The 14,363-nt window shown below is 67.5% G+C and carries 14 protein-coding genes; 4 read left to right on the top strand and 10 right to left on the bottom strand.

Features of this window, described 5'->3' with window-relative positions; all coding sequences use genetic code 11:
- Positions 1-6: 6 nt before the first annotated feature.
- The 4 genes from A949_RS0110745 to A949_RS0110730 form a co-directional block, all read right to left on the bottom strand.
- A complete protein-coding gene (locus A949_RS0110745) occupies positions 7-474 on the bottom strand; it encodes a hypothetical protein (RefSeq protein WP_019356010.1) in 468 nt (155 codons plus the stop codon).
- Between the two features lie 211 nt (positions 475-685).
- Positions 686-2,866 carry a hypothetical protein gene (locus tag A949_RS0110740; RefSeq protein ID WP_019356009.1) on the bottom strand — a complete coding sequence of 727 codons (2,181 nt, stop codon included), beginning with the start codon at positions 2,864-2,866 and terminating at the stop codon, positions 686-688.
- Positions 2,867-2,953: 87 nt separating this feature from the next.
- Positions 2,954-4,882, bottom strand: coding sequence for a hypothetical protein (locus A949_RS38055; protein WP_158687574.1), 1,929 nt, complete (start codon positions 4,880-4,882; stop codon positions 2,954-2,956).
- 82 nt (positions 4,883-4,964) lie between these two features.
- Positions 4,965-5,186: a hypothetical protein gene (locus A949_RS0110730; RefSeq protein ID WP_019356007.1), complete on the bottom strand. Its 222-nt coding sequence runs from the start codon at positions 5,184-5,186 to the stop codon at positions 4,965-4,967.
- A 224-nt stretch (positions 5,187-5,410) separates the two neighbouring features.
- Between A949_RS0110730 and A949_RS38995 the strand changes: the two genes are divergently transcribed.
- Positions 5,411-6,106, top strand: coding sequence for a hypothetical protein (locus tag A949_RS38995; RefSeq protein WP_237735797.1), 696 nt, complete (start codon positions 5,411-5,413; stop codon positions 6,104-6,106).
- A gap of 338 nt (positions 6,107-6,444) precedes the next feature.
- Here A949_RS38995 and A949_RS33110 read toward each other — a convergent pair whose 3' ends face one another.
- The 4 genes from A949_RS33110 to A949_RS0110705 form a co-directional block, all read right to left on the bottom strand.
- Positions 6,445-7,725, bottom strand: a complete 1,281-nt coding sequence (locus A949_RS33110; RefSeq protein WP_237735796.1) for a hypothetical protein — start codon at positions 7,723-7,725, stop codon at positions 6,445-6,447.
- Positions 7,722-7,979 carry a DUF6284 family protein gene (locus A949_RS0110715; RefSeq protein ID WP_019356005.1) on the bottom strand — a complete coding sequence of 86 codons (258 nt, stop codon included), beginning with the start codon at positions 7,977-7,979 and terminating at the stop codon, positions 7,722-7,724. The genes A949_RS33110 and A949_RS0110715 overlap by 4 nt, the downstream gene beginning before the upstream one ends.
- Before the next feature lie 118 nt (positions 7,980-8,097).
- The gene (locus tag A949_RS33105) at positions 8,098-8,280 is read right to left on the bottom strand and encodes a hypothetical protein (RefSeq protein ID WP_237735795.1); all 183 of its coding nucleotides are present in this window, start codon (positions 8,278-8,280) and stop codon (positions 8,098-8,100) included.
- A gap of 205 nt (positions 8,281-8,485) precedes the next feature.
- Positions 8,486-9,142, bottom strand: coding sequence for a GGDEF domain-containing protein (locus tag A949_RS0110705; RefSeq protein WP_026004539.1), 657 nt, complete (start codon positions 9,140-9,142; stop codon positions 8,486-8,488).
- Between the two features lie 1,168 nt (positions 9,143-10,310).
- On the opposite strand from A949_RS0110705, the gene A949_RS0110695 reads away from it, so the two are divergent.
- Both A949_RS0110695 and A949_RS0110690 read left to right on the top strand, forming a co-directional pair.
- Complete coding sequence (locus A949_RS0110695) at positions 10,311-11,066, top strand: helix-turn-helix domain-containing protein (protein WP_019356001.1); 756 nt, start codon at positions 10,311-10,313, stop codon at positions 11,064-11,066.
- A gap of 14 nt (positions 11,067-11,080) precedes the next feature.
- Positions 11,081-11,554: an NUDIX domain-containing protein gene (locus tag A949_RS0110690; RefSeq protein ID WP_019356000.1), complete on the top strand. Its 474-nt coding sequence runs from the start codon at positions 11,081-11,083 to the stop codon at positions 11,552-11,554.
- A 4-nt stretch (positions 11,555-11,558) separates the two neighbouring features.
- On the opposite strand, the gene A949_RS0110685 is transcribed toward A949_RS0110690, so the two are convergent.
- Both A949_RS0110685 and A949_RS0110680 read right to left on the bottom strand, forming a co-directional pair.
- Entirely contained in the window at positions 11,559-12,113 is a 555-nt protein-coding gene (locus A949_RS0110685) for an HD domain-containing protein (RefSeq protein WP_019355999.1), read from the bottom strand.
- Entirely contained in the window at positions 12,110-12,610 is a 501-nt protein-coding gene (locus A949_RS0110680) for a GntR family transcriptional regulator (protein WP_237735794.1), read from the bottom strand. Before A949_RS0110680 ends, A949_RS0110685 begins: the two co-directional genes overlap by 4 nt.
- A 206-nt stretch (positions 12,611-12,816) precedes the next feature.
- On the opposite strand from A949_RS0110680, the gene A949_RS38050 reads away from it, so the two are divergent.
- Positions 12,817-14,244 carry a hypothetical protein gene (locus A949_RS38050; protein ID WP_158687573.1) on the top strand — a complete coding sequence of 476 codons (1,428 nt, stop codon included), beginning with the start codon at positions 12,817-12,819 and terminating at the stop codon, positions 14,242-14,244.
- Positions 14,245-14,363: the final 119 nt, after the last annotated feature.

Genomic DNA, 14,363 nt, shown 5'->3' with positions numbered 1-14,363 from the left:
TTCCTTTCAGCGGTTGATGGTGCCGCCCGCGCGGCTCATGAAGCCGTGGGCGGTGATGTTCTGGGTGATGTGGGCGGGGGTGCGGTTGCGCCAGCGGGACAGGAGGAGTGCGGCGCCGCCGCATCCGGTGGCGATGAGGGCGGCGGTGGCCCAGAGGGCGTCGGTCATGGCGATGACTCCGGGTGCGGCGTAGGAGAGGCCGAAGCCGCCGGCGCCGATTCCCGCGCCGACGGTCGGGGCCAGGAGCGCGGTCGTCTTCGCCCACCCGGGCACCCCCGCTGGCGGGGCCGTCTGGGGGTGCCCGGTGGGGGTGGGGGGTTGGGTGTAGGCGAGGGTGCGGCGCCCGTCGGGGAGGGTCACCAGTTCGACTCCGGGCGGGATCTCCGCCGGGCCGAGCGGCGTGCGCGCCAGGTGTGAGGGCGGGTTGGTCTGGTCGGTGCGGGTGAGGGTGGTGATCTCGTAGGGGGTCTCCACAAGACGCCTCCAAACGGGGAGGAGGCGGCCCGCGGGGGCCGCCTAGGTGGTCACGCTCTGTGGTTCTAGTGGGTAGTGGGTACTGGGTAGCGGGTAGTGGGGTGCGGCTGACCGACGCTGGCGAAAGCCCCCCTGCGCGGGGGTGTGAGGTGGTTAGTGGGTAGTGGGGTGTTGCCCCACTACCCACTAACCAGTAACCGTGCGTGAGGTGTCAGACGTGGTCGGGGTGGACGTAGACGGAGTGCGGCCCGCGGTCCCGGTAGACCAACTCGCCCCGCTCGACGGCGGCCTTGAGCCCTTCGCGGACCGTCTTGCGGTCGCGCTTGACGATGCTCGCGACGGCGGCCGGCTTGAGCCCGGCGGCCCCGGCGGACTCGACCGCGTCGATGGCGGCGGGAAGCCACTCGGGACCGTCGGCGCTGTTGTTGCCGGGTGCCTGCTCGGCGTCCTGGGCGGTGGCGGCCTGTTCGGTGATCCGCTCGAACTCCGCCAGCGCGCGGGCGATAGCCGCGGCCGTCTGCGGGTCGTCCGGCCCTGTGTCCGCGCCGGCCGGTGCCGCTTCCGGCTCGCCGGGGTCCGACGGCTGTTCGGTGGGCTGGTTCTTGGCCTTCTGGATGTAGTAGTCCAGCGGCTTCATCGGGGTGAGCGTCCCCAGCCCGGCCGACGCCCCCGCCTCCCGCGGGGGCGGTCCGTCCTGCGCGGCCGCGGTGCGCTGCGGTGTGGTGGCGCCGCTGGGGAGGGGCATGTCGAGGGATTCGCAGAGCCAGGCGACGCGGTCGGGGTCGCTCCAGCGGTCGGCGTAGCCGTAGGGCGCGGCGTCGGCCTGGGCGGCGTGGTCGAGGTCGGGGCGGATGTCCCACCGCGCGACGGCGAGCTGCTCGATGTCGTCGCACACGGTGCCGTCCGCGTTCTCGTCTTCGTCGTTGGCGAAGTACGCCTTGGCGCGTTCGGGGCCGGTGCCGCCGACGGCGGCGCGGGCGCCGTCGAGGATGTAGAGGGAGCCGTTGCCGGGGAGGGAGGCGACGTTGACCTGCTGGTAGTGGTCGGGGAAGACGAACTGTCCCTCGGCCTTCTCCCGGAAGCGCATGCCGATGACGGTGTCGTACTGGGAGGCGATCTCCCCGCCGCCGGTGTTGGGTCCGGTGCCGCGCTGGACGGCGTCGACGTAGTCGACGGCGGCCTTGCGGCCCTTCTTCACGCCGCGGGTCTTGGCCTTGAGCGCTTCGGGGGTCCAGGCCATGAGGTCGCTGTTCTCGTCGGAGACGACGATGATGGCCGGCTCGGTCTCCTTGGGCTGGATCTTGCCGCCCTTCATGCGCAGCGCGCGGCCGTCCCCGACCGCGTGGGCGGCCTGGTAGAGCCGGACGGCCTCTTGGGGGGTGGTGGCCACCCAGTCCAGGATCGGCCGGTCGATCAGCCTCCCGTCGCGGTCGGTCCACTGCTGGGCCCAGGGGCGCAGCCACCGTTTGGCGGTGTTGCCCTGGGCCATGTCCACCATCCAGATGACCACGTCCATGCAGCGGGTGAGCACGGCGATGATGACGTGCAGCAGCACCGACTTGCCCGACCCCTTGGCCCCGGCCACCAGCACGGAGTTCTGACGGAACAGGATCTCCAGCGGCTCACCCGATTCCAGGTCTCCGAGGGTGAGGGGCTTGCGGATCGTGAGCGGGTGGTCCTCGGCCGGGAGCGGGATCGTCTCGGCCAGCACGTCGCGGGTGGTCACGTGCAGCCACGCCTCATTGGCCTGCGGGGTGCTCTCCAGCCGCAGGGCGCCGGTGCGGACTCCGGCGCGGACTTCGAGGGTGGGCAGGAGGGTGCGCAGGTGGGCGGTGGTGCTGCTGGCCAGTGTCAGCAGCAGCTTGTAGCCGCCGCGGGTGGGCTGCTGCTTGGACACCTCCACGCCGCGGGCGCCGGCGTCGGACAGGTGCTGTTCCCAGGCCGCCGAATCGGCGGTCTTGGCGCCGGACTCGGCGGCCCACTGGGCGGCGATCTGCTCGGCGCGCAGGCCGCGGTCGATGGCGTAGAAGGGGGTGAGGGCGCAGGTGGCGGCGGTGAGGGCGGCGGCCGATGCCATGGTCCAGGGGGTGCCGTGGGCGGTCCAGTTGATCCAGGCCGCCGCCGCGCTGGTCCAGGTGGCGGTGAAGCCGGTGTGGAACCAGCGCCGGTAGCGTCCCTGCCCGCTGCTGCGGATCCAGCGGGAGAGGGCGGCGGCCGTGATGCCGGTCAGCGAGCCCAGGCCGATCCAGCCCAGCGGCAGCGGGTTTCCCGCGTCCTGGGCCAGGCCGAGGGTGAGGCTCCCGGCGTAGAGGGTGGCGGCGGTGAACAGCGGCGTGCTGACCACGCCGTGCCGCCAGGGGATGGGTTCATGGCTGCGCGGACGGCTCAGCATGAGAAGGCGTCTCCGATCATCACGAACAAGCGGACAAAGGGGAGGGGCGGGCCGCACGCCGTGCGGCCCGCCCCGTGTTGCAGCCGGTTACTGGTTGTTGGCCGACTGGTCCCACTTGGCGCCCTGGGGCGTGGGGTTCTCGATGTTGTCGATCTGCTCGGCGTGGATGACCCGGTACAGCGTCGGGATCGACTCCAGCCGCCCGGCCAGGGCGTGCGCGTAGACCGAGGTGTCGTCGTACGCCTCGGGGATGGCGGCGTTGACCTTGAAGTTCTCCCGGGCGTTCATCGCAGCCGCCCGGATCACGTCCCCGATGGCGGTCTGCACCTCGGTCAGCGCGTGCATGGTGGCCTCGAAGCCGACCATGTTCTCGGCCGGGTTCATCAGCAGCAGCGCACCGGCGTTGCGGACGGTCTCGGCCGCGTAGCGCAGCGGCAGCGTGGGTTCCAGAGCAGACACAGAAGCTCCCTTCGAAGGGGTGGAGACGGGTGTGAGGGCGGCGGGGCTGGCCACCGGCCGGTGCGCCGCCGAGGCACGCGCACGGTTGCCCCTGGGGGCACCGCCGGATGCGCTGTGGGTGGGGCTGGTTGCGGCGCCGGTGTGCCGGTACATCCAGGTGTTGAGCCAGCCCAGGGTTCCCGCCCACGCGACGGCTCGTGCCGCGGGCGTGGAGAGGGTGTGGAAGAGGCGGGCCAGGGGGCGCAGCCAGTTGGGGCCGATCGTGGAGAACCGCACGTTGCCCAGGGCCATGTGCGCCCGCAGCACGCCGCGGGAGCCGTAGCGCCAGGCGCGGGCCAGCACCGGCGACCCGTACCGGGCCACCACCCGGGCCCCGCCGCGGACCGGCGCGGCCACGGCGCGCAGGCGGCGGCGGGTGGTGCGGGTGGTGTGCCTGCGCAGCGACCGCCCGGCCGCATACGACAGGCGGCGGGCCGCACTCATCGGCGCCGACCGCACCCGCCTCCCCCGACTGTTCTCCGCGGTCGTCTGCGGTTCCTTGGCCTTCGGCTTCCGCAGCTTGCCCGAGCGGGGGTGCTTGGAGGAGTCGGGAGGCGTGTTGCGGGGCTTGGGGCGGGCTTTGAGGAAGCCGGGCCGCAGCCGTCCACTGCTGCCGTTGTGCCCCTGGTTGGCCCGAGCCGCCTTGGCCGCCTTCCGCGCCGCCCTCGGACTCGTCCCACCACCCGGCATGCTCCCGCCGGCCGACCGCCCACCAGCACCGGGCGACGTGCGGCGCCCGGCCGCCCCGGAGCGGTTGAGCCCCGGACCGGTCTTGCCCGACAGCCCCTTACCGCTGCCGTTCCGCCCGCCCGGGCGCAGGCCACCCAGGCCCGAGGACCCCGCAGCGCGCTGCCGCGGCAGACCCCCGCCACCCGGCTTGCCCCCACCCCCGGCCCCCGGACGGCCCGCCGGAGGTGAGGGCCGCTGCGGAGCCGAGTTGAGCCTGCTGACCTGCGGCACCCTCTTGGCCGCCTTGGCCGCCCCGAGCCCGGCAGGCTTGGCCGCCGCGGTCGAACCGCCCCGGGCCCCCAGGCCACCGGTGGAGGACCGACGACCACCGGCACCCGGTGTGCCACGGCCCGCCGAACCGGCGGGCGTGTTGCGGCGGGAGGCTCCGGTGCTTCCTCCCGGCATCCGGCCGGCGGGGCTGCGTCCGGGGCCGGTGCCGCCTCGGGGCAGGAAGCTGCCCCGGCCGCCGCGGCCCCTGCCCGAGCGGCGCCGCCCGCGGACCGCGAGAGCAGCGGTCGCTATGCCCGCGCAGGCCAGGACGGCGACGATGACCGCGCCGAGCCCGAAACGGTGCGTGAGCCAGCACAGCCCGATCAGGGACATCAACGCCCCACCGGGGACGATGACCCCGCCCAACGTGCTCTGCGCCCCCGCATCCGAACCAGAAGCCGTGGAGTGCGACGGCTTCGCCTCGGCCGGGGCCGAGGCGCTGTTCTGCGTGCCGGACGGCTGCGGGGGAGGAGTGGGAGGCGCCTGCGGTGCCGCAGGCGCCGTCATGCTCTTGGACATACCTGTCTCCAGACACAAGCGGGAAGAAGGAGCACGACGCGCCCAGGCCCCGGCCGCGGGCCGAGGCCTGGGCGCCTGCTGATCAGAGCGCGTTGCGCTCCAGACAGAAGAAGAGGACGTTGCCGCGGGCCAGGTCGGGGAACTCGCGGTCGAACTGCGCGCGCAGCGACTCGAAGACCTCACGGCGCGTGGCCTGCGGGTTGGGCGTGAAGTCGCCGTCCCAGGTGGCCACCGCCATGCCCCGGCCTCCGGCCTGGGGCTTCTGGCAGGTCATGACGAAGTGGTGGGTGCCCTGCTCGGACATGAGGGTTCCCTCCCGGAGCGGGATCGAATAGGTGTGTCTGCCCGGGGCCGGGATGGCGGCGGCCCGGTGCGCGGTGACGTGGCAGTCTGGTCACCTGGCCCGCAGTCGCTCGGACGGGCAGGTGTCTGGCTGCCTCGACCCTCCTGAGTGCACAGACACATCAGTGAAGTGGGCATGATCCGAATGGAATTGATGGCACGTCAGCATGGGGGAACGGAGAGACAGTGAATAACCCTTACGCCCCTGCCTCCGGCATCGAGAAATGGCCGGGATGGTCATGGCTCGACGAGTACCTTTGGATCTCGTGCGACATTATCGCCGACCTGGCCGAAGGACGGCTGGAGCAGCGTCCGCTGGTCACTACTGCTGCCCGGCTCGAGCCCGGAGAGCGCGTACTCGCCGTCGGCCCCGCAACGCGTTTGACCTGGCGGGCGCTGGGTGACGGCAGCTACATGCACCGAAGTGTCGCAGCGTTCGGCAGTCCCACATTCGTACTCGGCAGTATGGCCAGCTCGGCCCTCGGTAACTCCGCCCGCCGCCGTGCTGCTGTGAACGACGCACAACCACGCTGGGTGGTCGAGGGATCTGGCGAAATCGCCGTCACTACACGCAAGGTCTCCTTCGGACACTCGAAGTGCCCACTCGACCTTGCCTGGGGCGGCCTGGACACGATCGACCTCGTCGCACCCGAGGTCTTCCAAACCCGCTGTCGCAACATTCACAACGGCCGGCAGACGACTGTGCAGCTCCACACCCCCTGGGCGTCCTTGCTGTTTGTTCTGGCCGCTGTTACAGCCTTCCCCGCCCACCCCCGACTGTTGGGACGCGGCTGGCTTCCACCGGATTTCGAGAGGCGATGCACCGATATTGGTCGACCATGCCGCCCGGCAGCCCATCTCCTGCTGAACCGCGGCCACTAGAAATTGCCAACCGAACTCGGTGCACCAGTACTGCTACACCCCTGAATTCCCCTCTCCGTAGACTCGACAATCCCGAACCTGTGGAGTGCACACAGGCATGGATGCGAACCGGTTGAGCGAGTCGAGAGCATCGGCGCGTATGCTCCCGACCCGCACCCGATAAACCGGGATACCGGCCGGGACAGCTACTTCCTGCCCCAGCATGTCGAGGTGGGCATAGACCGCATCTGGTTCTCAGCCGGTGTCGGAGAAGGTCGCACCGTCGAGCTGGGAGTGCACCAGCAGCGTCGTGGACTGCACACCCGCCCCCAGCAGCGGGACGGGTAGCTGCGGGGCGCTCACGAGGTCACCAACTTCCATGCCGCCTGGGCCTGGCGGAATCCGTCCTGGATCTCCTTGGCCCGGTTCTGGCCCACCGACAGCCGGGACTTGATGGCGCGGATGGAGGGCATGTCCCCGTTGAGCAGTTCCTCTTTGAATTGCTCGGCTGCCCAGTCCAGACCCAGTTCGGTGAGCGGGTCGGCCTGCGCCGGGTTGCCCTCGGTACCGTCGGGTACGGGGTCGGGCTGCTCGGCGGCGTACTCGGTGTGTACCTCGGGGCGGGTGCGGTCGTGCTCGGCAGCGAGTATGGCAGGCCGCCCGGAGGGCTCCAACTGTTCGCGGACCGAGTCGAACTCGTACGTCCGCGGCTGGGGCCGGGCGACGATCGGCAGCAGCCGCACCCCTTCGGGTACGGCGTTCGACGGCGCCGGGTACGGGGCCCTGTCAACCGGCTCGTCGTACTCGACAGCCTGTTGCGGGGCCTCCTGCCACGGCGAGGGGAGGTCGATGGTGGCCAGGGACGCGGCGTGGCGGCGGGCCGCCAGCAGGTCCAGCAGCTTGTGCCGCTGCTGGTCGGAGGCGCCGGCCTGCGCCTTGCCCACGGCCACGGACAGCCGCCGCGCCACACGGGCCCGGCGCCGCTGACCTGGCTTCATCTCGGACAGCTTCGCGGCCAGGGCGACCGCCTTGACCGTGGCCCGGTCGCGGGAGATCTGCTCCGCGGAACGGTCGCGCACTGCCAGGCCGAGCCGTGAGAGCAGCCGCTCGCGTACCTCGCGGGCGAGTACAGCGGGCAGTGAGGTGGACTCGGCATCCGGCGTGGCGTGCCGCAGCTCGATGCCCATGGCCAGGTGCCACAGGAGTGCGGCGAGTACGGGGCCGACGACGGCCCGCACGGTGCCGCCGACGAGACCGGACTCGGAGTACGCGGGAATCACCTGTACCCCGGTGATCATCCACACGAGTACACCGGGCGTACCCGGGGCGCCCTGGGTACGCAGGTTCTGCCTGGCCATCAGCGCACACGCGAACAGCGCCAGCTCCGCCGCCGCGAACATGACGCCCCGCTCGATGGCGGAGGCCATATCGAGACGGTGCTCAGCGAAACGCCAGCTCGTATCCGCGCTGTAGGCCGTGCACCCCATGGCGGCGAGCGCGGCAACCAGCACAGCGGCCGGCATGCGCCGCTCGGCCCTACGGCCCGAACGGACCAGCACAGCCACCGAGGCGACCAGCAGCACACCGGCGACAGCCGCCAGCAGCGGGTGCCCCTGCACCCACGCCAGGAGAGTGCTCATGCCGCACCCCCCAACGCCTTGCCGCCGCTGCGGTTGGCCAGGTCACGCCGGGCGGCCAGCAGCCGGTGCTCCGCGCGGCGGAGCCGCTGCCGGTCCACCTCGCTCGGCGTCCGGTCCAGCACGGCGATCTGCGCGTCCAGCAACTCCACCTCGGCGCCGATGACCGGCATCTCGTCCTCGATGGCGTCCAACTGGGCAAAGGAGGGGCCGTTGTCGGAGATGACCGTCAGATGATGGCGTTTTCGATTGGACATGGGTCGTGTTCCTTCCGGAGTCGAGACGGCCCAACAGCGGTCTCGGTGTTGCACCACCGGGACCGCGCCGTCTGCGGAGGAAGCGCTGACTAATGAGCAGCGCAAGGTGAACGGGCTCTTATGCGGCCCTCAACGTGACGGTTCCGTTCAGTCGGATCGTGAGCATCCGGGCGCGGGCGTAGACATCGAGGACGGCTTCGGTGTGGCCAGGGGCGGGGTAGAGGCGGGCGCCGATCCAGACGGTGTAGAGGGCGGCCACGTGCTCGACACAGCCGGTTGCCTCATTCCCGTCCCGGTCCACGATCCGCACGATGGCGTGAGGGCCGACGCACGCAGTCGCGCTGTCTGCGGCGGCACCGCACCGCATACCTGCGGAGTGCGGGGAGAGAGTCAGATGGGCGCTGTTCATCGCGATCTCCAGTCAGTCAAAGGCCGGGAAGACCAGGGCGCCGTCGGGGACGTGACGTCCCCGACGGCGCCCTGGTGTGCGCGGGTGAGCAGGCCAGCTATGCGCTGGTGTGGTGAGTGCCGGAGCGTCCGGCGCGACGGCCGTTCCATGTCGCCCGGACTACGGTGTGCAGGTCGGTGACGAAGACGCCGCCCCCGCCCTGACTCCGGCTCTCCTTGGCGGTGTACATGGCCTCGTCCGCCCGGCGCAGCGCGTGCGCCGGGAAGGTGCCGGCACTGCACAGGTAGGCGCCGATCGAGGCCCCTACCTGCACGTCCTGACCCTCGAACCTGAAAGGCTGGCGAAGCCCCTCCCGAAGGAGTGACAGCCCACTTGTCAGATGGTCCGGATGGGGCCCGTGCGGGAGAACGAGGGCGAACTCATCGCCACCCAGCCGGGCGGCCAACCCGCGGTCCTCGTAGGCGGTGAGCCAAGCTGTCAGATGCGTCGCCGTCTCACAGATCGCGGCGTCTCCCGCAGCGTGACCGCAGGAGTCATTGAGCTGCTTAAACCCGTCCAGATCAGCGACGACCACCGCACACGGCCGGGCTCGTAGCATCCGTGCCGCGCGCTTTTCGAACTCAGTCCGCGTCGGCAGTCCGGTCAGTGGATCCCGGCGGGCCCGGTGCAGACGACGGCGTAACCACCACGCGTGGGAGCTCCATGCCGCCGCCATCGGAGCCACCCCGGCCGCCAGCGGCATCAGCCCACTCACCGTGTCTCCTTGGGCGCAACGTTCTGCTCGGGCTGCTCCTTGAGTCGCCTCACTTCTTCTTCGAGGCGGCGCGCCTTCCGTTCGGTCATCCGACCTCACCCCGTCCGCCGCACGACGAGCACTGAACCCAGTTCTGCCGGGTCACGCCGTCCGAACTGGTGACTGGTGTCCTCGGTCTGGCCACCGGCGCCGTTGCAACTTGTGCACGTCATCAGCGACCACCGCCCGCCCCGACCCGGCGCAGGGCCTCGTCCATGTCAGGGTCGGAATCGCTGGGGTGCACGGCCAGCACGGGCCGTGCCATATTGGTGATCACAGGCATGTTCCTTCCAAGTGGGTGCCTGTACGCGGCGACCGGAGTTGCACCTCCGGTCGCCGCACCTGTGTTGAGCGAGTGCTCATCAAGCGGACAGGCGGCCGACCCGACGGCCGGCAGATTCCTGTCCGCATGACGAGTGGCAGACCGGGTCATCAGGCCGGGCTGCCCTCACGTATGTGAGTTCGCAAGTACGGCATCCAGACAGGCCCTCTCCAGGTGCCCATGTGCCGCCCTTGGCTTCGTACGGCCTACCGCTTCGGTCAATTGCGCCCATCTGCCCGGCAGCCGGGTATGGAGATGCTCCGCTCGCTCAGCACAGCCGCCCCGGAGTACCCAGGACAGCCACCAGCCGTACGTTCGAGGATGTTCTGGCCTCCCCGACCGCCGTATCGGATACGTCCGCCACGCCCCCATCAGGGCGTTCCGCCGGTCACCTCCTCCCGCCATCGACCCCAGCGGAAGACCCATCGAACTTCGGGGCCCCGGTCACCTCCCGAACGGAAGGCCACCGAGGCGCGTCACCCGACGCAACGGACATATCTCCAGTTCTCAAGCAACAGATGCTTCCTTCGAACCCGTCTCACGGGGCCCTCCGGGCGTTCGTGTGCACCATGCGGCTTCACGACTCACTCTAAGCGAGTCATGTAGTACATGACTCTCAAGATGGCAGTGCGGGACAGGTTCGTCAAGCCGATGAGTCTCAGAGGGGCCGAACTGGTCTGCCCTGAACGCCACATGACCAGCGTGCCCGCGAGTTGCGTGACGTTGTAGGCACGTGCTGTACGGCTTCGGGACGACTCTGTACGGTCGAAGTCGTCCCGGAACGTCCCACGCGAGGGGGGAGGGTGCATGGCAAACGAGCGCCTTCGCGGCGCCATCGTGGAGAGTGGCCTGACGGTCGAACAGGTCGCGGCCCGTCTCGGTGTTTCAGCGAAGACGGTTGACCGATGGATCACGGAGCCGAACCGGAAGCCGTACCGGAGATTCCAGTACGCGGCCGCATCGCTGCTACGCCGTGACGTCTCGTACCTGTGGAGTGACGAGCGCACAGTAGAAGAAGTCGTCACGTCCAGTGACTCCGAGCTGCTGAAGCTGTACCCGCACCGTTCGGCTGTGCCTACCGAACTCTGGACGAAGCTCTACGCAGACGCGACCGCACACTTCGACGTACTTGTGTACTCCGGTTTCTGGCTCACGGAGGACCCGGGCTTCCACCGGCTGGTCAGGGAGAAGTCGACTGCGGGGGTCCCTGTGAGATTCATGCTGGGGGATCCCGCCAGCCCACCGGTAGCAGTGCGGGGTGAAGACGAGGGGATCGGCGCTTCTATGGCGGCAAAGATCCGAAACGCGCTGATGAACTACGGCCCTCTCTTCGGCCTCCCGGGAGTCGAGTTCCGGCTGCATCAAACGACGCTGTACAACTCGATCTACCGAGCCGATCACGAGCTGCTGGCCAATGGCCACGTATATGGCGTCGGCGCCTACATGGCCCCGGTACTGCATCTCCAGCGGGTGCCGGGCGGGGAGCTCTTCGACACCTATGCGGAGAGCGTCGAGCGGGTGTGGGAAGGTGCTCGTTCGATCACTTCCCCGAGTGAGATTTAGGAGGCAGGGAGCGAATGAGTCGGATCGACTACTACCAAGACCCGGCGGCGCCGGCTGCGAACTCTGTGGTGCCTTCCGTGACGGCGGCCGTCCAGGACGCTGAGGGGCAGCTTCTCCTCATTCACAAGACCGACAATGACTTGTGGGCACTCCCGGGTGGTGGGCACGACGTCGGAGAGAGCATCAGCGAGACGGTTGTCCGCGAGGTCGAAGAGGAGACCGGAATCCGAGTCGAAGTGCTGAGCGTGGTCGGGCTCTACACTGACCCGAAGCACGTGATGGCCTACGACGATGGTGAGGTGCGCCAGCAATTCTCCATCTGCTTCCGTGCGCAGCCGGTTGCCGGCGCATTGCGGACCAGTTCGGAATCGAAGGAGGTCCGCTGGGTAAACCCGGCGGACCTCGACGCCCTGGCAATCCATCCGTCGATGATGCTTCGCATCAGGCATGGGCTGGACACGACTCGCACTGAGCCCTACATCGGCTGAGCGGTCACGCCGAAGCGAGCTGTCCCCGAACGCGGGACACTGCGGCGTGGATCTCAGGTGCTGCCCGCTGGATGAACCGGCCCACGATGGTGTCGGGGCCGTATCGCCCCACGATCTCGGAGACACGCTCGTCAGACGTCGTCGGCTTGCCGTGCGGCGTCGTCGTCATGTCGCAGTAGATGAGCGCATCCATGAGGTGCGGTTGCTCTGTCGGGAAGGAGTCGGCGAGCTCGGCCCGCAGCCCCCGTTCTTCGGCTTCCAGGAGCGCACAGGAATGGTGAGCGACGAGTCGGACAACGTGCTCGTTGAAACCGCGCTCGCGGAGGAAGCGCGCGCCGTCGAGCGGGTGGAAACCGGTGTGAGCGATGCCGGGGGAGTAGCCGACGTCGTGCAGGATGGCAGCCGCTTCCAGCAGCTCGGCGTCGGCCCCGAGCACCGGCCGCAGGGAGCGTGCCCGCTCGGCCACTCCCAATGAATGGGCCCACCGGCGGGGGAGCGGTTCGGCAAGCATCTCTTCGGCGAGCGCGTAGGCGTCTTCGGTGAGCTCCTTGGAGGTCATGGCTGCGTCCGCTCCTTCTGGCCTGGGATGTTTCGGATACGTCGTCTGCGTCCAGGGCCCATCTCAACGATGGCCCGTCCTTCGAGCTGGGCAATCGCCGACCGCACCGCGGTACGGGAGACCCCGAACTCTGAGCAGAGAGCGTTCTCGCTCGGGAAGAGGTCCCCGACGGCCAGGCCCTGGGCAACAAGGAAGTCCTCGACCCGGTCGACCAAAGGGCGCCGGTCGCCCGTCCCCGCCACGAACCAGCCCGAACCCGGGACCGACTCGATCACTCCGTCTGCTCTCAGCGTCTTGAGGGCACGCACGATCGTGCTCCGGCTGACCCCGTACTGCTCCATGAGCTTCGCCTCGGACGGCAGCCCTTCGCGGATCTTCCCGCTACCGATCTTCTTGCGCAGCGTCTCGGCGACCTGCGCGTAGGTGCCTCTTGGACTGGCCTGCGCCACGTAGTCTCCCTGGGTGTGCTTCTTGCAACCAGCGTCCAACTCTGCCACGAACTGCCTGACTGCTATATGGGGAGCAAGACGCAGGCCCTGAGTCAGGGACCTCCGTATGCAGTCTCAAGAGAGCGAGCCTGATACCGCTCCGGACGGGTTCAGCGCGCCCTGCTGCTACGACCTGACTAGCTATACGTGTGTGACTAGTGACACGGAGGCAGTGCATATGGCACTATTCACTGACTTGCGAGCAAGGGGGGTCCATGCGTTTTAGTGAGCATTTCGATATTAATCGAACGGAAGAGGATGATTGGTTCGACCCACTCCTCTCAGCTGACACAAATCTCTGCGTAGATCCGTTTCTGATCTATGATGATCGGGATGAGTTCTGGGCGCTCGCTCACGATGACATGATCGATTTCTACGTCATGGTTCTCAGGATGGTCGCCAAATCGAAGGGGAATAGAAAATCACCTTCGTGGGCAAAAGCTAAATCGCTTTTGTTGTTTCCGGAGCCAGACGAGTTTTGCCTCGGAGTAACTGAGGGGAGTCCGAAAGGTTCCGGCTCAGGAAAAGGTCTTCAGGGCCCTATGTTGGCGAGTGCGTTGACTGCAGTGGGTAATGGCATTGAGCACATTGCGCACGTGGAAGAACTCGTCCTCTTCCAGGAAGGCATGGGCCTTGATCGTATCAGCGACATGGTGTGCAACGTCCTGAAGGCGCACTTCGTCACGTACACTCAGAAAATTTGTCGACGCTATGATATTCCGACAGAAGAGATTCGCGTTCGTAATTCCTCGTGGGATAGTGAGAATGCAAGATGGCGTGAGGAGTTTAAGTGCCTTCCTAGGAATCCTTATACGGGATCTGCCGTACTGCTGACCCCTTCTCGATTTCTGCGTGAAATCCTCACCATTGATGCGAACGGATTCTGGGGGTTCGCTTGGCATGAGGAAGCTGAGAAGCTTCGCGCAGACTTCAACTACGACTTGGCGTATAAGGTTCCGGCTGCAGTCAAAGCGCAGTTGGCCCGCCAGAACCCTGAACTTGTTAAGAAATACATGATTGAGCAGGAGTCACTTCCTAAAGATCCATATGACGTAGAAAGTGATCCACTTCTGCGTACGACCACGTATGAGCATGGTAGGGAAATAGCGAAGCGGAGCCCGCTGTCTTTTGTTCCAACACAGTCGGAGGACTTCCCTCGGTTCGTCGAAGCCATGATCGGATCCTACGCTCACGGGATCGAGCAATCTGATGGTTGGCGGTTGCTCTGGAAAGACGGACGCTTTCGATCGGAGAGCGTTTGCCAGTCTCTTTTTCGCTTCACTGCTTCTCAGTATTGCCGCGCGAATAAGATCGACATGACGGCAGAGGCGAATGCTGGCCGCGGTCCGGTCGACTTCAAGTTCGTCCAGAATTGGGGAGCTCGTGTCCTTATTGAAATGAAGCTCGCAAGTAATTCACAATTCTGGCACGGCTTGACGAAGCAAACCGTGCAATATTTGACTTCCGAGGAGCTTGAGTACGCCTTCTTTGTGTGCATGTGCTTCGAGGACGGGCACTTTGATGCGGAATTCAGGAACGAAGTGAAGGCCGTATCTGAGGTGACATCTAAAGCGCACGGAGTGGCTATTGAGCCTGTCTTTATTGACGCTCGACAAAAAGTGTCTGCGTCTAAGCTCCGGTGACACGGTTAGCAGGATAAGTGTGGGGAGGCGGCCGCCATGCTGCATGGTCCTTTCCCATCGAATGGCGCCAGTCGACACTCATATGTCGTGCTCCAAGCTTCTCTGCGGGGGGGGGGGGG

This window comes from Streptomyces sp. AA1529 (genome assembly GCF_000280905.1).
Taxonomy (GTDB): domain Bacteria; phylum Actinomycetota; class Actinomycetes; order Streptomycetales; family Streptomycetaceae; genus Streptomyces.
Note: the sequence above shows the minus strand (reverse complement) of the source record. Positions and strands in the feature narration are given on the sequence as shown.